34 protein-coding genes and 1 pseudogene are annotated in these 20617 nt (G+C 49.0%); all 35 read left to right on the top strand.

Features of this window, described 5'->3' with window-relative positions:
- Positions 1–163: 163 nt before the first annotated feature.
- Positions 164–519, top strand: a pseudogene (locus OGY07_RS23515) (phage replication initiator YdaU family protein); the annotation flags it as partial.
- The gene (locus tag OGY07_RS19225) at positions 516–1208 is read left to right on the top strand and encodes a replication protein P (RefSeq protein WP_286602533.1); all 693 of its coding nucleotides are present in this window, start codon (positions 516–518) and stop codon (positions 1206–1208) included. The pseudogene OGY07_RS23515 and the gene OGY07_RS19225, both read left to right, overlap by 4 nt.
- Before the next feature lie 138 nt (positions 1209–1346).
- Complete coding sequence (locus tag OGY07_RS19220) at positions 1347–2039, top strand: helix-turn-helix domain-containing protein (protein WP_286602531.1); 693 nt, start codon at positions 1347–1349, stop codon at positions 2037–2039.
- On the top strand, positions 2036–2332 hold the full coding sequence (locus tag OGY07_RS19215; RefSeq protein ID WP_286602528.1) for a hypothetical protein: 297 nt from the start codon (positions 2036–2038) through the stop codon (positions 2330–2332). Before OGY07_RS19220 ends, OGY07_RS19215 begins: the two co-directional genes overlap by 4 nt.
- Positions 2333–2360: 28 nt before the next feature.
- Positions 2361–2570 (top strand): hypothetical protein, encoded by a 210-nt coding sequence (locus tag OGY07_RS19210; RefSeq protein ID WP_286602527.1) that lies wholly within the window; start codon positions 2361–2363, stop codon positions 2568–2570.
- Positions 2571–2581: 11 nt separating this feature from the next.
- Complete coding sequence (locus OGY07_RS19205; RefSeq protein WP_286602525.1) at positions 2582–2755, top strand: phiTE_015 family protein; 174 nt, start codon at positions 2582–2584, stop codon at positions 2753–2755.
- A gap of 2 nt (positions 2756–2757) precedes the next feature.
- On the top strand, positions 2758–2943 hold the full coding sequence (locus tag OGY07_RS23405) for a Lar family restriction alleviation protein (protein WP_192502473.1): 186 nt from the start codon (positions 2758–2760) through the stop codon (positions 2941–2943).
- Complete coding sequence (locus OGY07_RS19200; protein ID WP_286602523.1) at positions 2924–3361, top strand: recombination protein NinB; 438 nt, start codon at positions 2924–2926, stop codon at positions 3359–3361. The genes OGY07_RS23405 and OGY07_RS19200 overlap by 20 nt, the downstream gene beginning before the upstream one ends.
- On the top strand, positions 3358–3522 hold the full coding sequence (ninD, locus tag OGY07_RS19195; protein ID WP_286602521.1) for a protein NinD: 165 nt from the start codon (positions 3358–3360) through the stop codon (positions 3520–3522). The genes OGY07_RS19200 and ninD overlap by 4 nt, the downstream gene beginning before the upstream one ends.
- A complete protein-coding gene (locus OGY07_RS19190) occupies positions 3498–3674 on the top strand; it encodes a NinE family protein (RefSeq protein ID WP_286602519.1) in 177 nt (58 codons plus the stop codon). Before ninD ends, OGY07_RS19190 begins: the two co-directional genes overlap by 25 nt.
- A gap of 2 nt (positions 3675–3676) precedes the next feature.
- Entirely contained in the window at positions 3677–4075 is a 399-nt protein-coding gene (locus OGY07_RS19185; RefSeq protein WP_286602517.1) for a phage protein NinX family protein, read from the top strand.
- The gene (locus OGY07_RS19180) at positions 4068–4253 is read left to right on the top strand and encodes a protein NinF (protein ID WP_286602515.1); all 186 of its coding nucleotides are present in this window, start codon (positions 4068–4070) and stop codon (positions 4251–4253) included. The genes OGY07_RS19185 and OGY07_RS19180 overlap by 8 nt, the downstream gene beginning before the upstream one ends.
- A complete protein-coding gene (locus OGY07_RS19175; protein ID WP_286602513.1) occupies positions 4228–4836 on the top strand; it encodes a recombination protein NinG in 609 nt (202 codons plus the stop codon). Before OGY07_RS19180 ends, OGY07_RS19175 begins: the two co-directional genes overlap by 26 nt.
- The gene (locus OGY07_RS19170; protein ID WP_286602512.1) at positions 4833–5099 is read left to right on the top strand and encodes a DUF7740 domain-containing protein; all 267 of its coding nucleotides are present in this window, start codon (positions 4833–4835) and stop codon (positions 5097–5099) included. Before OGY07_RS19175 ends, OGY07_RS19170 begins: the two co-directional genes overlap by 4 nt.
- Positions 5100–5269: 170 nt before the next feature.
- Positions 5270–6397, top strand: a complete 1128-nt coding sequence (locus tag OGY07_RS19165) for an HNH endonuclease signature motif containing protein (RefSeq protein WP_286602509.1) — start codon at positions 5270–5272, stop codon at positions 6395–6397.
- Positions 6398–7251: 854 nt separating this feature from the next.
- Entirely contained in the window at positions 7252–7545 is a 294-nt protein-coding gene (locus OGY07_RS19160) for a hypothetical protein (protein WP_060568996.1), read from the top strand.
- A complete protein-coding gene (locus OGY07_RS19155) occupies positions 7532–7873 on the top strand; it encodes a hypothetical protein (protein ID WP_286602507.1) in 342 nt (113 codons plus the stop codon). The genes OGY07_RS19160 and OGY07_RS19155 overlap by 14 nt, the downstream gene beginning before the upstream one ends.
- Before the next feature lie 11 nt (positions 7874–7884).
- Positions 7885–8352: a glycoside hydrolase family protein gene (locus tag OGY07_RS19150; protein WP_286602503.1), complete on the top strand. Its 468-nt coding sequence runs from the start codon at positions 7885–7887 to the stop codon at positions 8350–8352.
- Entirely contained in the window at positions 8352–8690 is a 339-nt protein-coding gene (locus OGY07_RS19145) for a DUF7940 domain-containing protein (RefSeq protein WP_060568993.1), read from the top strand. Before OGY07_RS19150 ends, OGY07_RS19145 begins: the two co-directional genes overlap by 1 nt.
- Entirely contained in the window at positions 8687–8974 is a 288-nt protein-coding gene (locus OGY07_RS19140; RefSeq protein WP_060568992.1) for a hypothetical protein, read from the top strand. The genes OGY07_RS19145 and OGY07_RS19140 overlap by 4 nt, the downstream gene beginning before the upstream one ends.
- Positions 8975–9243: 269 nt before the next feature.
- Entirely contained in the window at positions 9244–9453 is a 210-nt protein-coding gene (locus OGY07_RS19135; RefSeq protein WP_286602495.1) for a head fiber protein, read from the top strand.
- A gap of 58 nt (positions 9454–9511) precedes the next feature.
- A complete protein-coding gene (locus tag OGY07_RS19130; RefSeq protein ID WP_286602492.1) occupies positions 9512–9721 on the top strand; it encodes a hypothetical protein in 210 nt (69 codons plus the stop codon).
- Position 9722: 1 nt separating this feature from the next.
- Positions 9723–10313 carry a terminase small subunit gene (locus OGY07_RS19125; protein ID WP_286602490.1) on the top strand — a complete coding sequence of 197 codons (591 nt, stop codon included), beginning with the start codon at positions 9723–9725 and terminating at the stop codon, positions 10311–10313.
- Positions 10267–11787 carry a phage terminase large subunit gene (gene terL / locus OGY07_RS19120; protein WP_286602488.1) on the top strand — a complete coding sequence of 507 codons (1521 nt, stop codon included), beginning with the start codon at positions 10267–10269 and terminating at the stop codon, positions 11785–11787. The genes OGY07_RS19125 and terL overlap by 47 nt, the downstream gene beginning before the upstream one ends.
- A gap of 59 nt (positions 11788–11846) precedes the next feature.
- Positions 11847–13322: a DUF1073 domain-containing protein gene (locus tag OGY07_RS19115; protein ID WP_286602729.1), complete on the top strand. Its 1476-nt coding sequence runs from the start codon at positions 11847–11849 to the stop codon at positions 13320–13322.
- A gap of 52 nt (positions 13323–13374) precedes the next feature.
- The gene (locus OGY07_RS19110; protein ID WP_286602486.1) at positions 13375–14061 is read left to right on the top strand and encodes a phage head morphogenesis protein; all 687 of its coding nucleotides are present in this window, start codon (positions 13375–13377) and stop codon (positions 14059–14061) included.
- A 133-nt stretch (positions 14062–14194) separates the two neighbouring features.
- Positions 14195–15499 (top strand): DUF2213 domain-containing protein, encoded by a 1305-nt coding sequence (locus OGY07_RS19105; protein WP_286602484.1) that lies wholly within the window; start codon positions 14195–14197, stop codon positions 15497–15499.
- 3 nt (positions 15500–15502) lie between these two features.
- On the top strand, positions 15503–15982 hold the full coding sequence (locus tag OGY07_RS19100; RefSeq protein ID WP_286602482.1) for a structural cement protein Gp24: 480 nt from the start codon (positions 15503–15505) through the stop codon (positions 15980–15982).
- A gap of 3 nt (positions 15983–15985) precedes the next feature.
- Positions 15986–17026: a major capsid family protein gene (locus OGY07_RS19095; RefSeq protein WP_060568986.1), complete on the top strand. Its 1041-nt coding sequence runs from the start codon at positions 15986–15988 to the stop codon at positions 17024–17026.
- Between the two features lie 3 nt (positions 17027–17029).
- Positions 17030–17377 carry a hypothetical protein gene (locus OGY07_RS19090; protein WP_072197050.1) on the top strand — a complete coding sequence of 116 codons (348 nt, stop codon included), beginning with the start codon at positions 17030–17032 and terminating at the stop codon, positions 17375–17377.
- A gap of 12 nt (positions 17378–17389) precedes the next feature.
- Positions 17390–17821 (top strand): DUF4054 domain-containing protein, encoded by a 432-nt coding sequence (locus OGY07_RS19085; RefSeq protein ID WP_060568985.1) that lies wholly within the window; start codon positions 17390–17392, stop codon positions 17819–17821.
- Positions 17821–18252, top strand: a complete 432-nt coding sequence (locus tag OGY07_RS19080; protein ID WP_286602478.1) for a hypothetical protein — start codon at positions 17821–17823, stop codon at positions 18250–18252. Before OGY07_RS19085 ends, OGY07_RS19080 begins: the two co-directional genes overlap by 1 nt.
- Positions 18242–18613 (top strand): hypothetical protein, encoded by a 372-nt coding sequence (locus OGY07_RS19075; RefSeq protein WP_060568983.1) that lies wholly within the window; start codon positions 18242–18244, stop codon positions 18611–18613. The genes OGY07_RS19080 and OGY07_RS19075 overlap by 11 nt, the downstream gene beginning before the upstream one ends.
- Entirely contained in the window at positions 18610–19125 is a 516-nt protein-coding gene (locus tag OGY07_RS19070; protein ID WP_286602475.1) for a phage neck terminator protein, read from the top strand. The genes OGY07_RS19075 and OGY07_RS19070 overlap by 4 nt, the downstream gene beginning before the upstream one ends.
- Positions 19122–20612, top strand: coding sequence for a DUF3383 domain-containing protein (locus tag OGY07_RS19065; RefSeq protein WP_286602473.1), 1491 nt, complete (start codon positions 19122–19124; stop codon positions 20610–20612). The genes OGY07_RS19070 and OGY07_RS19065 overlap by 4 nt, the downstream gene beginning before the upstream one ends.
- The last annotated feature ends 5 nt before the right edge of the window (positions 20613–20617 follow it).

The following is a 20617-nucleotide window of genomic DNA, read 5'->3' as shown; positions in this document are numbered from 1 at the left end:
GTGATTACCATCACAAATTACACCGCTTATCAGGCGATTTTACCCGATGAACCATCCGATGAACCATCCGATAAAGCCAAAGCCAGTAATGGCGCGCCTTTAAGGTTGGTACCCGATGAACCATCCGATGAACTAAGCGATGAACAGAACAAGAAGGTAACTAACAAGAATAAAAACAGTAAACCCCCTAAATCCCCCAAGGGGGAATCGAATGGGTTTGACCCACTCAGTATTTCCATCCCTGATTGGCTCGACAGAATGGCCTGGGAGGAATGGGTAAAAAACAGGGCTGAAACCAAGAAGCCGATGAAGACTGAACGGACGGTAAGGGCAGCCTTCAAACTCCTGAAAGAATGCCTTGATGATGGTCATAATCCAGCAGACATAATCAACACAAGCATCGCAAACGGATATCAGGGTCTGTTCAAGCCTAAATACCCTGCAAGGAAAAACCTACCTCAGCAGATGCCAACCCAACACTGGAACGACAAAGACGAGTGGGAGAACAACTTCCTATGAAAAACCTTGTCCATGCGATTCACAATCGCGACAGCAACGCACTGGCTAGCCTTGCTGGAGAAAACAAAGAGCCAGATCGCGGAGTCAACAACGAAGCTGAGAGGCAGGTAGATATCCTATTCGACAACCTCAAGCAGCTTTTCCCGGCATCAGTTAGCACAACCCTGAAAGACCCGCGTGACGAAGCGGCTGCAAAGCGGCAGTGGATAGCCGCTTTCGCAGAGAACAACATCCGCACCAAGGAACAACTCAAGGCTGGCATGCAACACGCCAGAGCCAGTGAATCGCCATTCTGGCCCTCTCCCGGGCAATTCATTACGTGGTGTAAAGATGCTGATTATCGCGCAGGGGGACTGCCTGATGCTAATGAACTTCATGACATGGTGATGAAGTATTGCTCACGAAAATCACAGTACGACTCTGCTGAAAGTTATCCCTGGAAGAGTAACCCCTGCTATTGGATGGTAACCAAGCTGTATGACCTTATGCGCTCTTTAAACCTGACTGATGCAGAGTTGAGAAAGCGGTGTTCTGAGGAGCTAAATAAAATGGCCCGTCGTATTGAATCGGGAGAGGATATTCCTGCACCAGTTGCGCAAATCCCTAAGCTACATATCCCGCTTAGCAATGAAAAAGGCCTGGCGAAAATAGCAGAACTGCGGGCAAAGCACAGGCTGGGGGCGAGGTGAAATGGAAAAAGAAAGAACGAGATTTGAAGCGCTTTTCAAAAGTGTATTCAGAAATAAATTCAAGCTGATAAGAACATACACTGGATATGAAGATGCTTTTGTGAATAGCTGTTTTTTCTTCTGGCAGGAGGGGAAGCAGTGAAAGATAAATCATCATCCATCAAATCCTTCATAAAAAACCGACCAGTAACCATCCGTAAAGACATTTTCAAAGCACTTAACATCCCTCAGCGAACTTTGACATGGCATTTAAAAAAGCTTGTCGATTCAGGTGAGGTAATAAAAATCCAGGATGGTTATTACTTCGCAGATGAGGATTCGCTTACAGCATGGCTTGAATCAAAGAAGCCAGGAGAAGAAACTCCGGGAGCAATCATGAACGCAAGAGAAAAAATACTTCACCACCTTGAAACCAACTACCCAACCTCAGCAGCAGAATTCCAGAAGCTCACCAAAGTACCAAAATCCCGAATCACTCAGTTAGTCCGTGAACTCACCGCATCAGGACAGCTAGAAAGCTATAACGCCAAAGGCGGCATTAAGCGATACCGGCTTACTGAGCTTCACCACAATCGAATTGAGTCAATTCTCGGATGGTTCGAGTCAGAGAGGTCCGGCACATCGTCTGACGTTTCTGCGGATTTGGGGCTGGATATCACCACCGTATCGCAAATCCTAGCGTCGCTCAGTAAGCAGGGTGAGCTGTACCGTGAATGGTTAGGCCGCGAGAAGGTGTGGGTGTATAGGAAGTCAGCACCGTTTACTTTTGGATGCGCCAATCAACTTACTGCATTTATCAACCAGAGATTGAGAGAGGTGCGAGCATCATGACGAGCTACCTGATTTATTCCGGATTTTTGTTTAACGCTCTGATAGCGATTGCAGCTATTACCATCGTGTTTGTCTGGTTCATATGGCCGGCTGTAGAAGCTGCAAGCATAACAAGATGTCTGCGAAAAGTTTCTAAGATGTATGGCGGTAAGCCAAGCGCAAAAGACACCTGGAAAACATTCAAACACTGGTACTCAGACCTTCTGTTCGGCCGTAGTTGGGATCGAATCAGCAACCGAAAATTCGAATGGGAAGGCGTAGGTAACTGGAATATTTATAGCGGACAAGATTGATTACACCCCAGCACACTGATGGAGAGGAATGATGACAACCATTGGCGTTCTTTGCGACGAGTGGACAAAAGAACGGTTCAGGCGCCATTACAAGATGGCAAAAGTTATCCGCAACAAGCCCTATCGCAATGACTATCGAAAGTTGATGGCAAGAAACATGCAGAAGAATATCGACAAGATATTTCCGCGCGGTAAAGCGGTCTGGCGCTTACTTAAAATAAGTAAAACCATCTGGTGATGGAGAGGAATATGGACGAATCAAGAAAGGCTTTCGAGCAATGGTGGGAGGAATGGTTTGGCGAAGCACCTCTTACACTATGGGATGAGCTTTGGTGCGGTAATGGATATTCGGCAGAGGATATTGACCACATGTGGGATGCTTGGAAAGGGTCTCGCGCCGCTGGAATTAAAGTGAAGGAGTGAGTATGAGCTTACCAAAACCATGTCCATTCTGCGGAAGCGGAGACGTCAGTATTGATAGTTACAGCGATGAGGCTTGGTTCTACGTCTGCTGTCGCGAGTGTGCTGCAAGTGGACCCGAAGATTCAACGGAAGTTAAAGCGGCTTTAGCTTGGAATCGGAGAGCGGGAGATGAAGAAACAAACGTTTGAACTAAGAAGCCCCATTCATCAGCAGAACGCCATCCAAGCTATTCAGCAAATTTTACCCTCCTACGACAAACCAATCATCGTGACCATCCAGGACAGAAACAGAAGTATCCAGCAAAACAAAATGCTCTGGGCTTGCCTGGGTGATGTCTCGCGTCAGGTTAACTGGCATGGCCGATGGTTGGATGCTGAAAGTTGGAAGTGCATCTTCACCGCAGCACTCAAGAAACAGGATGTTGTTCCTAATCTGAACGGTGATGGATTCGTAGTGTTAGGCCAGTCAACCAGCAAGATGCGCGTCGATGAATTTGCAGAGCTTCTTGAGCTTATCCAGGCATTTGGTGCAGAGAAGAATGTTAAGTGGTCTGATGAAGCCAGATTGGCGCTGGAGTGGAAAGCCAGATTCGGAGACGCGGCATGATTCGATGCGACAGATGCGGAGAGCAGAAAGACGATAAGCGATTCCGTCCAGATCAACCTTACTGGAATCGGTGGTGCATACGGTGCGAAAGGTCACCGGTAGGCGACTTTCCACTACCTGAGACAAAGGAGGATGTGTGGCAAGACAGCGACGAAGCATAACCCAAATCGCAATGGACAATCTGATATTCATCCCCACCAAACGCTCCAGAAACAAACCAAAGCCAGTACCTACCGAATCAGACGTAACAACCTATGACCCTATATGGCCTCTCTTGTCAAAGAGATGGCTGCGCCAACGTGCGAGGAAATAACAATGGACTATTCACAGTTATCAGATTTTGAGATTAACAAGCGCGTTGCACTAGCGGTAGGACTGAGTGAATACATGTTTTTTGATGTTGATGAAGCATGCGCAAGCGGACCCGTATGGACGGTTCCTTCTGGAAATTACTATTTGGGGCTGAAGAGCTCGAAAGGAAATCCATTCGACCCATGCAGCAACGCAGAAGATGCATTCCCAATTATTCATGAACATGGAATCAGTCTTGCCTTCGACAAGAATGAGGATGAATGGGTTGCATGGGGAGACTTTGCTTTTGACTTGGCTGGCTGGGATATGAAAGAGCAGCCAGCAGAATATCAGCATGACCAAAATCCTCTTCGTGCAGCCATGTGCGTTTTTCTGATGCAAAAGGAAGAAGAGCATGCTTAGCCAATCAGAAGCCCAATCCTACGAGCAGCAGAGCATACGTCGAACTTTGTGCGCAGGCTGCATGAAAGAGCTATCGACAGAGGAAACCTACGCATGTGAAGAGTGCGTTAGCGAATGGCTGGTATATCGCGATCCGAATGGAGATATGTCGAATGAGGAAGGTAAGGCGACGCTGTAAGAACGAAGAGTGCAGGGAATGGTTTCACCCTCAACACTCGAACATATGGTGGTGCTCACCGGAATGCGGAACAAAGATAGCACTAGAGCGACGAAGCAAGGAGAGAGAAAAAGCAGAGAAAGCAGCAGACAAGAAACGACGACGAGAATATCAGCAGCAGAAAGACAAGTTAAAGATACGAAAACTCGCCTTAAAGCCCCGCAGTTACTGGATTAAACAAGCCCAACAAGCAGTAAACGCCTTCATCAGAGAAAGAGACCGCGACTTACCATGTATCTCGTGCGGAACGTTCACGTCTGCTCAGTGGGATGCCGGGCACTACCGGACAACTGCTGCGGCACCTCAACTCCGATTTGATGAACGCAATATCCATAAGCAATGCGTCGTATGCAATCAGCACAAGAGCGGGAACCTGGTTCCTTATCGCGTGATGCTTATCGAACGCATCGGGCATGCAGCTGTAGACGAAATCGAATCAAACCACAAGCGCCATCGCTGGACTATAGAAGAGTGCAAAGCGATTAAGGCGGAGTATCAGCAGAAGCTTAAAGACCTGCGTGAAAGCAGAAGCGAGGCAGCATGACAGACATAAGCAGAGAGGTCTGTGAAGAATATCTGGATGCCTTGATCACAGTGGAGTTATCCGTTCGATTCGCACAACTCGAAGACCGCAAGATTAACGCCACCATCCGCGCAACAGTGACCGAGTTACTCAAGCGTATCCGCGACAAGAAAATTCGCGCCATCTTCGCAGGTTTAGCCCGTCAGCCATTCCCTGATGGAGCACTTAAGATGATGCGTCGCCAGTTAGACAGCTTAGTAGGAGAACCCGTATGTGCTCAGTAACTAACATCCAGCAAGTCAAATGGCAGCGTCACGCAGACATGGAGAAGCTCAAGGATATTGATGCGCAGATTGCAGATGCGGAACGTGCTGTGAGCTTATTGGCTGAGCGTCGTAGGGAGCTGGTCAACAGGCTCGGGTTGAATAAACCAGACGGTCCGGAGGTAGCGTAGATGATTACAACCAAACTGATAGAAATCGATGATGAGCAAAAGCTTGAATTGGCTAAGGTCAGAGAGGCTTTATACTACAACCCTGAGACTGGAAATTTCAGTTCGAGACAGCATAACGGAATCCGTACCAGATGCATGATCGGCGATAATGGATATATCTATGTAAGCATCAGGGGAAAGAAATACGCCGCTCATCGGCTGGCATGGTTTTACTTCCATGGGCGATGGCCTAAAGATGAAATTGACCATATCAACGGCAACCCATCAGATAACAGCATACTTAACCTTCGCGAAGCAACACGGACGCAGAACGCGCGAAATAGGCGCTTGGGTAAAAATAACACCTCTGGAATGCGTTGTGTTAGCAAGAACCGAGTCAACGGAAAGTATGCAGTAAAAATATGGCGCTTTGGGCAATGTTTCTCGCTTGGTGAGTATTCGGAGAAATTAGATGCTGCGAAAGTGGCAAACGATTTTCTCAGGAAAACCGACGAAGAATTCTTCAGTGATGTAAGAGCCAAGCATGACCTGCCTGATGATCAGCTTGCACTTCTCGCCACCATTAAGCGAGCAAAAGACCTCGGCTTAAAACCAAGGCTTTTACCTGAAAATAGAGTGTGGGTGTCTCACATGCTTAATGCGTGGGGGCGTTGGGCATATGATGGAATGAGCGAGAAGTCTCAAATAAGTCCAATTGCCAGATTCATGGAGTCGGTGTCAGGTCGGGGGGCCTTAACATCTGATGGAATCGTGGCAATCATGGAGAGTCTTCACAATCGCGGCTACAACGGTGAAGAGCTTATCAAGAAACTAGCGCAAGTCATCGCAAATCTTAAGCACTCGAACACGGATCGCTGCACTGACGAGGAAGGCATGTTTATGGACAGACTCATCCTCAATGTGCTTGGAAGTAAGACGGTGCTTACGAAAGTTGCTGTTAACTATTACGTCTATGGACATCCTGTAGAAACCATAGCGCAGTACCTACAGCGACTAACAAGGGGAGCGCTAACGATGCCACAATCACGTGACCGAGTAAGATGGTGCATTAGTTTAATTGAGGCTAAGATTTACCATGCAGCCATGAGGGAGTTGGAGAAGCATGAAAATGCAAAACTTGTCGCATAAATAAAATTTATCCGAAAAAGCTTGCAAAAAAATTATATCCTGGTAAATTCTCTGTATGCTCGGAGCAAAAGCGAACAGAGCAGCGAAATTGAAATCCTGATTTACCCGGTCGTCGATAATATTTAGGGTCGACATACTGGCTAGATTAGGTAAGAGCCTCGGCAGAAATGTCGGGGCTTTTTTATTGGCGAAATCCGGTAAGGGCATTAGGCAGAACGGCAATCCATATCTTCGGAATAGCGACCGTGAAACGCCGGTATGGAATTGTGACGACGCTCGTCAGTGCTCTTTCCAGTTTTCGTCACGTTAGCGACTTTGCGGTGTTTTTAGAAACCGACCACAAAGATAAATGCAAACGATGATCAATTCCTGGCAGTAGCCTAACGGCTAAACACCAGTGAGGTCTTCCGACTCCTCATCAAAGAATTCGGCGCACTGGCCCGGTGTGATTAATAATGGGCGCACGACATTTCTGAAAGCGCCCTCATCACCAAGCACCAGAACACATACAGATACCCTCTAACTTTCGTGGTTACGGGGATAAGGGCGTTTTGCACAAATAGAAAACCCCGCATCGGCGGGGCTTCGTGAAAATGGGCGACCGTAAGTTGGTGGAACAACCTACAGTCATCTTGCTCATGACGCTAATCACGAACAAAGACCGAGGCCCATATCGTCTGATCAGACGGATGAAACTTAGATCGGATTTGTTCATTACACAAGAACCACATTAATAAATGTGAACAAGTCCCTCACTTTGAGGGTCGCATCTTAGCGGCCTGGCTAGTCTCTTCCCGCGCCGTTTAACGGCCAGGCGCATTTTAAGCAGCCACCTGAGTGGTGGAGACTACGCAATGGCAAACGGAATCGAATTCATTCCGGCTCTGCTTCTCGCGGTCATCATGAATCTGGTTGGCTCACTGGCAAAATATGCTTACAGCTCTCCCGATCAAAGGGTTCCTCTCCTTAATCATGTGCTCGTGTCGCTCTTTGCCGGAATGATGATGTTTTTATTTTCAATGACGAACGGGTGGTCGTTATACGTTATGGGTATTGGTTGTGGTGCTGCCGGCTGGCAGGGCGCATCAATTATAAGGCGTATCCATCCACCTGGATTCGGACCAGATGGTGACAATGATGACAAATAACGTTGAGCTGAAGGTTGGGCGTTATGTTATCGGGATTATGCCTGTGCTTTTTTTCCTCATAACTGCATTCGCCTGTTACAACATCCAGGCGGTTATTGACAATGGTCAGAAGACAATCGCCCAGATGCAAAAAGAAAACAGCAGCCTCTCAAAGCGGTTGGCTGCTTCAGATTTAAAAAGACGAGATGCCGAGCAAGAACTGGCGTCTCAGCAATCAAAGGGTGGTCAGTCACCAGGCGTGGTGATCATCTCTCCTGAAGGTTCAAAAGTTCACACCTTTGATGCACCCAGAGCTTATCCAAGCGTACAGAAAGACCTCATCTTCTGAAGGAACTAATAATGAGCAACATTGTGAAAATCCTCAATTATGAAGAGGGGTATAAAGAGCGCCCGTACATCGATACAGAAGGTTATCCAACTGTGGCCTGCGGTGTGAAGATTGGTCCAAAGGGCGCACCTCTGAGCAATTACACATTCACAGTTCCACGTGAAGTTGGCGATGTATGGCTGGAGTCATTCGTTGCATCAACACTCAAAAAGATGAACGAAAATCCACTCATCATTTCCGCAATGAAAGCATGCAATCAGGAGCGCAAAGACATCCTTGTCAGCATGGCTTATCAGATGGGTGTGCAGGGTCTAGCCGGGTTCAAGAACACACTTGCTATGGTAGCTGCCGGAAACTTCTCTGGTGCTGCATCCGGAATGCTGTCCAGCAAATGGGCAAAGCAAACGCCAAGCCGTGCGAGTCGCCACGCAGAGGTAATGCGAACCGGAACGCTTGAAGCGTATAAGGGGATTATCTGATGAAAATATTCATCGCTTTCTGCCTGGTGGCTATCGTTTTTCTGTTAATGGCGCAGAGATATACCCGTCTTGAATTCGTTGCTCATGCAAAGTTGCTATTTAAAACATGGTCGGTATGGCTTGCATCATTGGGTGCAATGCTTGGAGCGTGGATTCAAAGTTTCCCGGAAGCTGCTATTCAGGCATGGACATTTCTCCCTGAAGACATCAAGGGCTACATTCCTCACGACATCCTCGGTTATATCAGTCAGGGGATGGTGGTGCTGGCAGTTCTTGCTCAGTTTGTTCGCCAGTCAAAGCTGAAGGATAAAGCCGCTGAGCTGAGGGAAGTGAAATGAGTTCGTTAATGGCTGTCGGATGGGAATACATACTTGGTGCCATCGGGATTGTTGGCGCTATTGCTCTCACCTGGTTCACAGCGAAAAGCAAAGGGCAGACAGAGGCAAAAGCCGAGGCTGATGTTAAGAGTGCTAACGCCGAAAAAGAGTCAGCACAGAACATCACCACTAAGCAGGAAGTCACCATCAAGGCGGTGAAAGATGTCGCACAAGCAAATCAATCTCTGTCTGATAGCGCTGCTCGTGAGCGCATGCGGACTTCAAAATACCACTCCGCAGATTAAGTATGTGTATGTAGACAACGCATGCACTGCATTCCTGCCAATCATCACCCATGGTAAAGACCCTGATGTGATGGATAGCAGAACGGTAAAAGCGATAAACACCCATAACGAAACATGGGACAGGCTGTGCGCTAAATGATTTGTGTGACCCTCAAAGGAGCGTGATCCACATCTTGGCAAGCCGGAACTGACGGAAGTGACCAATCACTACTGAGAAGCAGAGAAACCGTTGCGCTAATGGCAACCAACATAATGCTCAGGAGCAAACAATGACACAACGAGTAATCTCCACTGGCGGTGTGCCTGTAAGCGTACCAAGCACCAGTGATGTACCAGGTGCTGCAACCACTACAACAGCAGGCACTGCGAAACAAGCAGCAGCACAGGCAGATTCAGTTGCTACTGATGTGGCTGGTCTGGTGACTGACTTCAATGCGCTGTTAGCAAAGCTTCGTGCTGCCGGAGTTCTCGCTTCCTGATATTTAATTCTGTGAAATGCGATTCGCTCATGTGAGTGGAAAGCAGGAAATGCTGATTATGATAATTGATATCGGATGGCTTCAACTATGGCTATGGTTTGAAGATGATCAAGAGCAACAGCACGTAGGTTATATCAGGGGATTCAGGCCCGAAATGGATGATGACTTTATTTACTTCTACCCGAAGAAAGACTCCCCTAGCATCACAGCAATTAAGAAAGCTTCTGTTGGCGGATTTACAGTGATTCCCATCGAAAAGAGTAAATAACATGGCAAAGCTCACAGACAAACAAGAGCTGTTTGCCCGTGAGTACCTGAAAGACCTCAATGCCACTCAGGCAGCTATCAGGGCGGGATACAGCGAGAAAACTGCCCGCGCCACTGGTAGTGAAAACCTGTCAAAACCTGACATCGCAGATCGCATTGCAGAGTTAAAGGCTGATCGTAATGAACAGGTAGGCGTGGATGCTGCTTATGTGCTCAGACGACTCACTGAAATTGATCAGATGGATGTTCTGGACATCCTCCTTCAAAACGGTGAGCTAAAGCCAATTAAAGACTGGCCTAAAGTATGGCGCACAACGCTATCAGGAATGGATGTCGTAGAGATGGCATCAGCAGATAGTGCTGCTCTCCTGAAGAAAATCAAATGGCCTGACAAGGTGAAGAACCTTGAGCTACTCGGCAAGCATGTAAACGTCCAGGCATTCAGAGAACAAACTGCAACAGAGATTACCGGTGCTAACGGTGGTCCGGTTCGTTATGCGGATATGTCAGAAGAATTACTTGAAGAGAAACTGAAGGAGCTGGGAAATGGCAGACGCTCCAATCAGCTTGAATCGAAACGCTCAGATTTATGAGTTGCACAAAGAACTGGCGATTCGCTCAGCACGTAAAAAACTTCTCGCCTTCACTCTGTACACCAATCCGCAATACGAAACTGGATGGTTTAACGAGCTACTTTGCGCAGAGTTAGATCACTTTCTGGATGAAGTTAAAGCCGGGAACATGCCCCGTCTGATGGTGTTTGCTCCGCCGCGTTCTGGAAAGAGCGAGCTGTGTTCGCGTCGCTTCCCTGCATACGTGTTAGGCCAGCATCCATCATGGAATATCATCTCGTGCTCCTATTCTTCTGACCTGTCAGACCGAATGAGCCGGGACGTTAAGCGCATCATCACATCTGATAAGTATGCTGACGTTTTTCCTGATGTGAAAATACCTTCAGGTCGCAGCCTGGCGGGTGGCATCAACAAAACCGAACTATGGGAGCCAGTGGACGCTAAAGGCGAACTACACGGCGGCTCATATCGTTCTGCGGGCGTTAACGGCGGTATCACCGGTCAGGGTATGAATATCGGGGTAATTGATGATCCCGCGAAAGATTACAAAACCGCATCGTCTCCAACCTATCAGGAAGCGGTGATGGACTGGTACGACACGACATTCTTCACGCGTGTTGATCCAAAGATAAACGGCATCGTCATCATTCTGACGCGCTGGCATCAAAACGACCTGGCAGGCCAATTACTCAAACTAGCAGAAGAGGGCGGTGAAAACTGGCGTGTGGTTAGCTTCCCAATGGAGGCTGAGAAGGAAGAGATTCACGAGCTAAACGGCAACGTGTATCACCTTCGCAATCCCGGTGAAATTCTTTTCCCTGAGCGCATGCCGCAAGAATTCGTCGAGAAATGTAAGCAACGCGGATCACTTGTATGGAACGCCCTGTATCAGCAGCGCCCAACCGCTAAGGGCGGCGGACTGATTAAATCTGAATGGTTCGGTGAATACTCCGTGCTTCCTCCTATGCAGTGGCGAGCCGTCTATGGCGACACGGCGCAGAAAACTAAAGAGGTTAATGACTTCTCCGTATTCGAGCACTGGGGACTAGGCACTGACGGATATATCTACCTGATAGACATGATTCGCGGTAAGTGGGAAGCAGATGAACTACAGCGCCGCGCGGTAGCATTCTGGGATAAATGCAAAACACTCAAGAATGGACCGCTACGCCACATGGCGATAGAGGATAAGTCATCCGGCACCGGCCTGATACAGAACATCCGTAAAAAGGCGATATGCCCAATAAAGGCCATCCAGCGCGATAAAGATAAATACACTCGCCTGATGGACGTGCAGGGCTATATCGAGTCTGGTTACATAAAGTTACCCAGCAACGCACCATTCATTAACGACTTCCTCGTCGAGATGGAAGCCATCAACCCTGATTTCAATACGCACGACGACCAGTTAGATCCGATGATGGATGCCATCGATGAAATGAAAAATGGCAACGGTCCGTTACGCATATCTGAAGAACTTTTGAGGCTCGCATAGTGTTTGAACGCTGGAAAAAGAAAAAAGCTGAGCCTCCAAAGGAAGAGGCAAAGCAGCCCATGTCGTTGGCTAATGCGCTGGCGATGATGAACGAGCAGGAACGCATCAAATCTGAAGGTGAAGTGCTTTGCAAGATTGAGCGATACACGCCGCCGCCGGGAGTTATCCCTGAGCATATTGGCGATGCTGCGCTGGCGATGGACTCCACACCTTACAGTTACCTGAATTCAGCCAATATCACCGCATATGGCTACGGTGGCTTCCCCGGTTATCCATACCTGTCACAGCTCGCTCAGTTGCCCGAGTATCGCAAGATTACCGGAACGATAGCGGAGGAGATGACACGCAAGTGGATTGAGCTGAAGCACATCGGCAAAGATGACGGTGATGATAAGGCCGATAAGATTCGTCAGTTGGATGACGCGTTAAGACGGTTTCAGGTGCGAGAAAAGTTCCGTGAAGCAGCAGAGCATGACGGATACTTCGGGCGAGGCCAGATTTACATCGATGTGAAGACGCCAAGCGGTAACTCTGCCTGGCTGGTTCCTGACGAACTGGACAAGAAGCTCTACATCAGCCCACGCAAGATAACCAAAGGCAGCCTGAACGGTTTCCGAGTTATCGAGGCAATGTGGACATACCCGGGTGTGTATAACGCCGACAACCCACTCAGCCCTGATTTCTTCAACCCGGCTGAATGGTACGTCATGGGGCGCACAGTTCACGCCAGCCGTATGCTGACGATGATTTCCCGACAAGTGCCGGACATTCTCAAGGCGGCTTACAACTTCGGCGGCCTGTCTCTTAGCCAGATGGCAGAACCATACGTGCAGAACTGGCTGAGAACACGTGACAGCGTGAGCGACCTGGTTCACTCGTTTGTGGTGTACGGCCTGAAGACGAACATGCAAAACGTCTTGTCCGGTGTTGCAGACCCCAACCTGTTTATGCGTGCTGAGCTCTTCAATAAGGTCCGCGATAACCGTGGAATGTTCATGGTTGATAAGGAATCTGAAGAATTCTTCCAGTTCGTGACAAGCCTGTCCGGTGTCGATGCTCTTCAGGCGCAAGCACAAGAGCAGATGGCATCGGTATCAAGTATTCCACTGGTTAAGTTGCTTGGCATCACTCCAAACGGCCTCAACGCTTCGTCTGATGGTGAGATTCGCGTCTTCTACGACTCAATTCACGCCATGCAGGAGAATCTATTCAGAAGCCCACTGAAAACCGTGCTGGATGTCATCCAGTTAAACGAATTCGGCGAGATTGACCCTGATATAGATTTCGAGTTCCTGCCGCTGTACGAGCTTACAGAATCCGAGAAAGCCGAGGTCATGAAGCATCAATCTGAGGCAGACAAGAACTATGCCGAAGCCGGAGTATTCGACCTTGACGCAATCAGAAGTATGCGCCAGTCCGACAAGGCCAGCCCATACCACATGATGGAATCCGAAGATGACGAAGAAGAGTACGAAAACGAGTCCATCGAAGAAGGATTCGAGGACCCAGACAACCCTTCGTCCAGTCAGGGCTAACGCAGGCGTTCACGAATGGTATCGTGCTGAGCTTATCAAACTGGTACGGGAGATGAACAAGTCTTACCGTTACTGGCTTGAGGCAGGCTACAAAAACAGCATGGCGATGGATGCCAGCCCGGCGAATGAGTTAAAGCGCAGGCTGGCTAAACTCGGCAAGCAGTGGGAAAGCAAGTTCAATGAGCTTGCGAAGAAACTGGCAGATCGCTTCGTCGATAAGACCCTGCGAAATACTGATGTCTCTCTTCACTCTGCGCTAAAGGCTGGCGGCTTTACTGTTAAGTTCACGATGAATGATGAGCTTAAAACCGCGATGCAGGCCGTCATCAACGAGAACGTCAACCTGATTAAGTCGATACCTGAGCAATATCACACGCAGGTAGAGACTATGGTTATGCAGTCAGTAAGCCGTGGTCGTGATCTTGGTTATCTCACTGATGAACTGGTGAAGCGCTACGGCATCACACGCAGACGCGCAGAGACCATCGCTCGCGACCAGAACAACAAGGCGACGGCGGTCATTCAGTCTGAGCGACAGAAGAAACTCGGCATCACCAAAGGAATATGGCGACACTCTCACGCCGGGAAGCAGCCAAGGCCATCCCACGTGAAAGCAGACGGAAAAGAGTTCGATCTCGATAAAGGCCTGTATCTCGATGGTGAATGGGTGTTACCAGGTGAAGCTATCAACTGCAGGTGCACATGGTCACCAATCATCCCGGGACTGGAGCGAAAATGATTGAGGTGTTCAAGGCATTAGGCCTGACATTGATATTTGGCAGCGTGGTTATAGCGCTTCTTACAATAACCGCATTGAAGAAAAACAACGGTCGCTGAGGCGACTTTTTAATTGCCTGAAGAAAGGTAAATCCATGCCCGTACGCAAAGTTGACGGCGGCTGGCAATGGGGAAATCACGGTAAGGTTTATCCAACCAAAGAAGAGGCAGAAGAGCAGGAGCAGGCGGCTTACGCCAATGGCTACACTGGCGACTCCGCTTTGGCATTCGACAGGGCAACGGTGCGCTCCTTTGACAAGGACGGTCGCCTGCACATCGAAGTGACGCCAATCAGCAAGGCTAACATCTGCCCCTACTATGGCCGCGAAATCCCCAATTCCAGATCGCTAGGCCTACAGCCTGACAAAGTTTACTACCTGCTTCGCGACCCGAAAGAGTTAGCCAAAGCAGCATCGACATTCAACAACATCCCGCTCCTTAACGAACACATCCCGGTTACTGCCGCAGAACCTCAGAAGATGGCTGTGGTTGGCTCTACTGGTACTGATGCTGAGTTTGACGGGACTTACCTCAAAAACTCTCTTGTCGTCTGGGATGCAGATTCTATCGCAGGAATCGAGACGGACGAGAAGAAAGAGCTTTCGTCGGCCTACAGATATGTAGCTGACATGACCCCCGGCGTGCATGAAGGCCAGAAATACGATGGCGTAATGCGCGATATCGTCGGGAACCACGTTGCTCTCGTAATAGAGGGCAGAGCCGGATCCGACGTCGTTGTCGGGGATTCAATACCTACAGGAATGAAATCAATGTCAGAACTTACCAAAAAGTTGATGGCAATTATCACGCCCATGCTGGCAAGTGATGAGAAGCCAGAAGACGTGGAAAAGAAAGTACAAAAGGTTGTCGAGGACGAAGCCACACAGGCAGAGAAAGACAACGAATCAGAGGCTGAACGTCTGAAACGCGAAGAGAAAGAACTCAAAGAGCGTGAAGAACGTGAACGTAAAGACCGTGATCGCGACCGCAAAGAAGCGGAAGACGAGAATGATGACGGCAAAGAGAAAAAGAAAGCCGAAGATGAAGATGACGAAGAGGACAAAGCAGCTATGGATGCCGCATTAATCCGCAAAGCTGAAGAAAACGTGATGGGCCGCATCCGTCAGGCCAATGAAGCGCGTGAGTGTGTTCGCTCTCTGGTAGGCGATGTGAGTCTGGTAGCAATGGATTCAGCAGAGTCTATTTATCGATTCGCTCTTGATTCCATCGGCGCAGACCATAAAGGCGTCCATCCTTCAGCACTGAAATCGATGGTTGAGTTTGCCATCAACCAGAAATCAGAGGTTCGCAAGCCAACCAATGTCATCGGCATGGATTCAGCGGCAACCACTTCCTTCGCCAAAGCATTCCCTGGCGCAACAAAAATGAAACGGAGCTAAGCAATGAGCGGCTTTCAAAGTGTAATTAATCAGCAGCAGGCACCGGGCGTTGAAGGTGATTTCGCGTCTGCTAACCCGAAAGCAAGCCTGCTGGCGGGCGAAGGTGCTCTGGTAGCTGGCACCAATGGTGTAATCGTCGGTCGCTTCGCATGGGTAACCAATGGCGTTGTCAGCAACACCGGCACTGGTGTTCCTGATGGCTTCGTACATCGTGAGGGGCAGGCTTCTATCACTGACTGGTTGGCTGAATCTTCAATGACCATTCAACCTGGATTCCAGATGACTCTGATGACCGCTGGTGACTTCTTGGTGAAAACTGCCGGAGCTGCAACCGTCAAACAGAAAATCTTCGCCAAACTGTCGGATGGTTCCATTACCACTGGCGCAGCTGGTGCAACGATTTCCGGTTATGTAGAAACCAAATTTGTTGTTGGTAGCGCTGGCGCTGCTGGCGAACTGATTCAGATGGGCACCTGGAGCTAATCAATGAATAACGCAGAATTTTTACAACACAAAGCGATGGCTGAACGGGATTACGGTGTAATCCTTCCGGAAGCCAAAGCATATCTGACTGACGCGGAAGCGCGTAGCTATTCCTACGCAATGGATGCCCAGCCAACGCTGGTTACTGCCAGTAACGCCGGTATTCCGTGGTATTTCACCAACTACGTCGATCCGGAACTGATTCGTATCCTGGTTACCCCGATGAAAGCGGTGGAAATCATGGGCGAAACCAAGAAAGGCGACTGGACCACTATGACCGCGCAATTCCCGGTCGTAGAATCCACTGGTCAGGTATCCAGCTATGGTGACTACAACAACAACGGTCAGGTAAGCGCGAACGTAAACTGGGTTGCTCGTGAATCCTACCTGTACCAGACCATCACTCAGTGGGGTGAGTTGGAACTGGACCGCTACGGTGAGGGTCGTATCGCATGGGCTCAGCAACTGAACACCGCTTCCGCTCTGACCCTGAATAAGTTCCAGAACAAATCCTACTTCTTCGGTGTTGCTGGACTGAAGAACTACGGGCTGTTGAATGACCCTAACCTTCCAGCGTCAATCACCCCGGGGGCTACTGGTACTGGTAGCGGCACCACATGGTCAACCAAAGATGGTCAGGCTGTGTACGACGATATTCAGGCGCTGTACACGCAACTTATCACTCAGACCAAAGGTTATGTTGAACGCGATAGCAAAATGACGCTGGCAATGTCTCCGGAGTCTGAAGCCAATCTGACTAAAACGAACATGTACAACGTGAACGTGTCAGATCAGCTGAAGAAAAACTTCCCTAACCTGCGAGTTGTTACTGCTGTTGAGTACAACACCGCATCCGGTCAGCTTGTTCAGCTTATTGCTGACGATCTGGATGGTCAGGATACTGGCTACTGTGCATTCACTGAAAAAATGCGTGCGCATCCAGTGGTTGTTGACCTGTCAGCGTACAAACAAAAGAAAACCGGTGGCACCTGGGGCGCAATCATTCGTCAGCCTCTGGCAATTGCAAGCATGTTGGGAGTTTAATACATGGCAGAAATGGTAAGTGTTGGCTGCAAATTGCCAAACGGCCTTCAGGTAACTATTGATGGCGTAACTGTAATCCTGAAAGGGGCGGCTAGTACCGCCCTTCGTCAGCTTGATGGAGCAATTCCTGAAGGTGCTTTCGGTGTCACTCAGGTTGAAAAAGACTTCATGGACAAATTCATGAAGATGTATCAGGACGCACCCTACATCCAGAACAATGCCATCTTCATCCAGAAAGACGAACGCAGCGTAAAGGCTCAGGGTAAAGAACTGGAAAAAGCCAAAACTGGCCTTGAAGGTCTTGATCCGGAAAAACCGGCTCCTGGCGTTAAAAAGGCTGACACCAAATAGCGGGAGTTGTGAATGGGCGTCGTAATATTTGACCCCGCCGCATTTAAGCTACGCTACCCTGAATTCTCATCTGTCGACGACGCACTCCTTCAGCAGTATTTCACGCAGGCAACCATCTATCTCGATAACACCGACTTTAGTCGCGTGTCGGATTTGGCTGTCCGCGCAATGCTGCTGAATATGCTGGTTGCCCATATCGCCTTTCTGTATTCAGGCGCTAATGGGCAGTCCCCATCCGGATTGGTGGGGAGAATCGACAGTGCTTCAGAGGGTTCAGTTAGCGTTCATGCGGAAATGCCAGGGGTAACAGCAAACTCAGCATGGTACATGCAAACAAAGTATGGCGCTGATTACTGGAATGCTACGGCACCATTCCGCACCTTCCAGTACATAAGCGGGCATTCACCATCCAACTATCCATACGGATATTACCGGAGGTACTGATGGATGAGGTAATGGACGCACTGGATAAGGCAGCAAGCTCGTTTGAAAACCTGCAACTAAAAGTTGGATTCCTTGAAGGTGCAACATATCCGGACGGGACACCAGTCCCTATGGTTGCTGCAACGAACGAATTCGGTAACCCGGCAAACAATCAACCTCCAAGACCATTCTTCAGAAATGCGATTGCAAACCATGAATCTGAATGGCAGGAAGCGACAGCAAAACTGATTGAAAATGGTGGCGAGATAAGAGATGTCCTTTCGTTGCTTGGTGAAATCATCGTTGATGACATCAAAGAGTCGATTCGCACCCTTGATTCTCCTCCATTATCTCCTGTGACGATTGCAAGAAAGGGATTTGATAAGCCGCTGATTGAAACGTCAAACATGTTAAACAGCGTTAGTTATGAGGTGGGCGAAATTGAATCTTAGACAAATAGCCAATAACGCGATCACCAGTATCAACCCCAACATCTCTGCAATTCTGAAGAAGTACGCCGGTGAAACCATCGGCCCCGGACGCAAACCAGTTCCATCTTATCTTCCTGACCAGAACGTCACTATTCAACTACAGCCAATCAGTCGTGGCGATATGCAGCACGTAGACGGCCTTAACTTGCAAGGGCTAGCGAAGGTTATTTACGTCAATGGCAACTACTTCAGCGTGCAGCGTGAAATGGAGCAGGGCGGCGATATATTCGTGATTAACGGTGAGCAGTGGCTTGTCGTCGAACCGGTAGAGCTTTGGCCTGACTGGTGTCGTCTGATTGCTGTGTTGCAGGTGAGCACATGAATGATTTCACTGTAGATGATGTTATCGATGTGTTGGCTGGGTACATTGAGCCGATCGCCGGCACATGCCAGCAAGCTCAGGCTAACCGCGTACCAATGCCAAAAGGCCAGTTCTGCATCCTGACCCCTTTGCGATTCATTCGGTTGTCCACGACGAGAGATATCAAGCAGGACACAGGCTCTCCGTCCACTAGTGCCATGGGGTACACCGAAGTTCGCCAGGCTGATATTCAGGTGGATATCTACGGTCAGGGTGCAGGGGATAGGGCTATTGCACTGGAAACAACATCCACCAGCGGATATGGCTACGACGTCATCAAAGCCATCGATGCCCGGCTTGCTCCGCTTTACTCATCACCTGCCATTCAAGCGCCGATGATCGACGCTGAGAGTCAATGGCAGGAGCGCTACACACTCACGCTATCCCTGCAAGCACACATAACCGTGTCGTTCCCGCAGGATTACTTCGACAAAGCAGAAATTACAACCCAACAGGTGGATGGACGCCAATGAGCACAATCCCTTTATCCGTAGATTTCAATATCACGCCCAATGTCGTTACACCTGCCGGTTCTGCGGTTGATGCTAACGGCCTGATGCTGACCGATAACGAGCTTATCCCAGTAGGTGCAGTGCAATCTTATTTTTCATCATCTGATGTCTCTGCTCTGATGGGCAGTGAATCGAAAGAATTCCTCGCCGCTCAGCAGTATTTCAACGGCTACGAAAACTCATCCGTTATTCCTGGTGAGTTGCTGATGTACCGCATCGTTACTGCTGACGTAGCCGGATATTTGCTGTCAGGCAATCTGAAAGGTGTGGCTCTGGCAACTCTGAAAGCTATTCCTGCAGGAACTATCACACTGTCTGTTGGTGGTGTATCTACTACCAGTGCATCGATTGACCTTTCCACAGCAACAAGCTTCTCTGATATCGCTGACAAACTGGAAACAGGAATCGGAGCAAGCAAAGTATCCGTAGAATGGTTGCCAATTGCTAACCGATTCATCATTCGCTCAGCTACAACAGGCGCAGACAGCGAGGTTTCATTTGCATCAGATGGCGCTCTTGCTACCGGACTGCTGTTAACCGCTGCAACCGCTGCAACGGTTTCTCCTGGCTCTGATGCGATCACCCTGACCGATACGATGAATAACATCATCAACACCAACCAGAACTGGATTTTGTTTAACTCTCTTGTTGAGTTAACTGATGACCAGAAAGGTGAGTTGTGTGCGTGGGCGAACAGCAGCAAAAACCGCTATGGCTACGTTGTGCATGACACGACTCAGGCTGGAACAATTGCCAATAACGCTAACTGTTTCGTTCAGAAGGTAGTTGTGGCTAACGGATACGAGAACATCTTCCCGGTGTACGGCACATATCTGTACAGCGTAACAGCGCTGGCATATGCCGCATCAATTGACTTTGCCCGAACTAACGGGCGCATCTCGTTCAAGTTCCGTGGATTCTCAGGCTTAGCTCCTAACGTGAGCGACCTTGCTACCGCGCAGGCTCTGAAGTCTAACGGTTACAACTTCTACGGCTCCTATAGCCTGAATAAAACAATGGCGCAGTATGCGTCTGATGGCGCGATTACTGGCAAGTTTGTCTGGCTTGATAGCTTCATCGACCAGGTCTGGATTAACGCCAATCTGGTAGGGGCATTTGCTAACCTGTTCACCAATAACCAGTCATATCCGTTCAATGCAACTGGCTATGGTGCGGTATCTGCTGCTGTGATTGACGTTGCCGAGCAAGCTTTAAACTTCGGCGCAATTCAGCGCGGAGTAACTCTGGACAACGCTCAAATTCGCATTGTGAACAACACGGTAGGCAAAGATATCTCTGCGACGCTGTACTCTCAGGGGTGGTTCTTGTACATCCCGACTCAACCAGGTTCGGCGCGTATCGAGCGCGATCTGCAGGGTGTCATTTTCTATTATGTTGATGGACAGCTTATCCAGTCCATTACAATGTCCTCAACCGCTATTTTATAAGGGAA

Source organism: Citrobacter sp. Cs237 (assembly GCF_030332325.1).
Lineage (GTDB): Bacteria > Pseudomonadota > Gammaproteobacteria > Enterobacterales > Enterobacteriaceae > Citrobacter_A > Citrobacter_A sedlakii.
Note: the sequence above shows the minus strand (reverse complement) of the source record. Positions and strands in the feature narration are given on the sequence as shown.

Bases quoted from the DNA above. Each gene is read 5' to 3' on its own strand.
- OGY07_RS19225 (WP_286602533.1), top strand. From the start codon at position 516: ATGAAAAACCTTGTCCATGCGATTCACAATCGCGACAGCAACGCACTG.
- OGY07_RS19215 (WP_286602528.1), top strand. From the start codon at position 2,036: ATGACGAGCTACCTGATTTATTCCGGATTTTTGTTTAACGCTCTGATA.
- OGY07_RS19210 (WP_286602527.1), top strand. From the start codon at position 2,361: ATGATGACAACCATTGGCGTTCTTTGCGACGAGTGGACAAAAGAACGG.
- OGY07_RS19205 (WP_286602525.1), top strand. From the start codon at position 2,582: ATGGACGAATCAAGAAAGGCTTTCGAGCAATGGTGGGAGGAATGGTTT.
- OGY07_RS23405 (WP_192502473.1), top strand. From the start codon at position 2,758: ATGAGCTTACCAAAACCATGTCCATTCTGCGGAAGCGGAGACGTCAGT.
- OGY07_RS19200 (WP_286602523.1), top strand. From the start codon at position 2,924: ATGAAGAAACAAACGTTTGAACTAAGAAGCCCCATTCATCAGCAGAAC.
- ninD (WP_286602521.1), top strand. From the start codon at position 3,358: ATGATTCGATGCGACAGATGCGGAGAGCAGAAAGACGATAAGCGATTC.
- OGY07_RS19185 (WP_286602517.1), top strand. From the start codon at position 3,677: ATGGACTATTCACAGTTATCAGATTTTGAGATTAACAAGCGCGTTGCA.
- OGY07_RS19180 (WP_286602515.1), top strand. From the start codon at position 4,068: ATGCTTAGCCAATCAGAAGCCCAATCCTACGAGCAGCAGAGCATACGT.
- OGY07_RS19175 (WP_286602513.1), top strand. From the start codon at position 4,228: ATGAGGAAGGTAAGGCGACGCTGTAAGAACGAAGAGTGCAGGGAATGG.
- OGY07_RS19170 (WP_286602512.1), top strand. From the start codon at position 4,833: ATGACAGACATAAGCAGAGAGGTCTGTGAAGAATATCTGGATGCCTTG.
- OGY07_RS19165 (WP_286602509.1), top strand. From the start codon at position 5,270: ATGATTACAACCAAACTGATAGAAATCGATGATGAGCAAAAGCTTGAA.
- OGY07_RS19160 (WP_060568996.1), top strand. From the start codon at position 7,252: ATGGCAAACGGAATCGAATTCATTCCGGCTCTGCTTCTCGCGGTCATC.
- OGY07_RS19155 (WP_286602507.1), top strand. From the start codon at position 7,532: ATGATGACAAATAACGTTGAGCTGAAGGTTGGGCGTTATGTTATCGGG.
- OGY07_RS19150 (WP_286602503.1), top strand. From the start codon at position 7,885: ATGAGCAACATTGTGAAAATCCTCAATTATGAAGAGGGGTATAAAGAG.
- OGY07_RS19145 (WP_060568993.1), top strand. From the start codon at position 8,352: ATGAAAATATTCATCGCTTTCTGCCTGGTGGCTATCGTTTTTCTGTTA.
- OGY07_RS19140 (WP_060568992.1), top strand. From the start codon at position 8,687: ATGAGTTCGTTAATGGCTGTCGGATGGGAATACATACTTGGTGCCATC.
- OGY07_RS19135 (WP_286602495.1), top strand. From the start codon at position 9,244: ATGACACAACGAGTAATCTCCACTGGCGGTGTGCCTGTAAGCGTACCA.
- OGY07_RS19130 (WP_286602492.1), top strand. From the start codon at position 9,512: ATGATAATTGATATCGGATGGCTTCAACTATGGCTATGGTTTGAAGAT.
- OGY07_RS19125 (WP_286602490.1), top strand. From the start codon at position 9,723: ATGGCAAAGCTCACAGACAAACAAGAGCTGTTTGCCCGTGAGTACCTG.
- terL (WP_286602488.1), top strand. From the start codon at position 10,267: ATGGCAGACGCTCCAATCAGCTTGAATCGAAACGCTCAGATTTATGAG.
- OGY07_RS19115 (WP_286602729.1), top strand. From the start codon at position 11,847: ATGTCGTTGGCTAATGCGCTGGCGATGATGAACGAGCAGGAACGCATC.
- OGY07_RS19110 (WP_286602486.1), top strand. From the start codon at position 13,375: ATGAACAAGTCTTACCGTTACTGGCTTGAGGCAGGCTACAAAAACAGC.
- OGY07_RS19105 (WP_286602484.1), top strand. From the start codon at position 14,195: ATGCCCGTACGCAAAGTTGACGGCGGCTGGCAATGGGGAAATCACGGT.
- OGY07_RS19100 (WP_286602482.1), top strand. From the start codon at position 15,503: ATGAGCGGCTTTCAAAGTGTAATTAATCAGCAGCAGGCACCGGGCGTT.
- OGY07_RS19095 (WP_060568986.1), top strand. From the start codon at position 15,986: ATGAATAACGCAGAATTTTTACAACACAAAGCGATGGCTGAACGGGAT.
- OGY07_RS19090 (WP_072197050.1), top strand. From the start codon at position 17,030: ATGGCAGAAATGGTAAGTGTTGGCTGCAAATTGCCAAACGGCCTTCAG.
- OGY07_RS19085 (WP_060568985.1), top strand. From the start codon at position 17,390: ATGGGCGTCGTAATATTTGACCCCGCCGCATTTAAGCTACGCTACCCT.
- OGY07_RS19080 (WP_286602478.1), top strand. From the start codon at position 17,821: ATGGATGAGGTAATGGACGCACTGGATAAGGCAGCAAGCTCGTTTGAA.
- OGY07_RS19070 (WP_286602475.1), top strand. From the start codon at position 18,610: ATGAATGATTTCACTGTAGATGATGTTATCGATGTGTTGGCTGGGTAC.
- OGY07_RS19065 (WP_286602473.1), top strand. From the start codon at position 19,122: ATGAGCACAATCCCTTTATCCGTAGATTTCAATATCACGCCCAATGTC.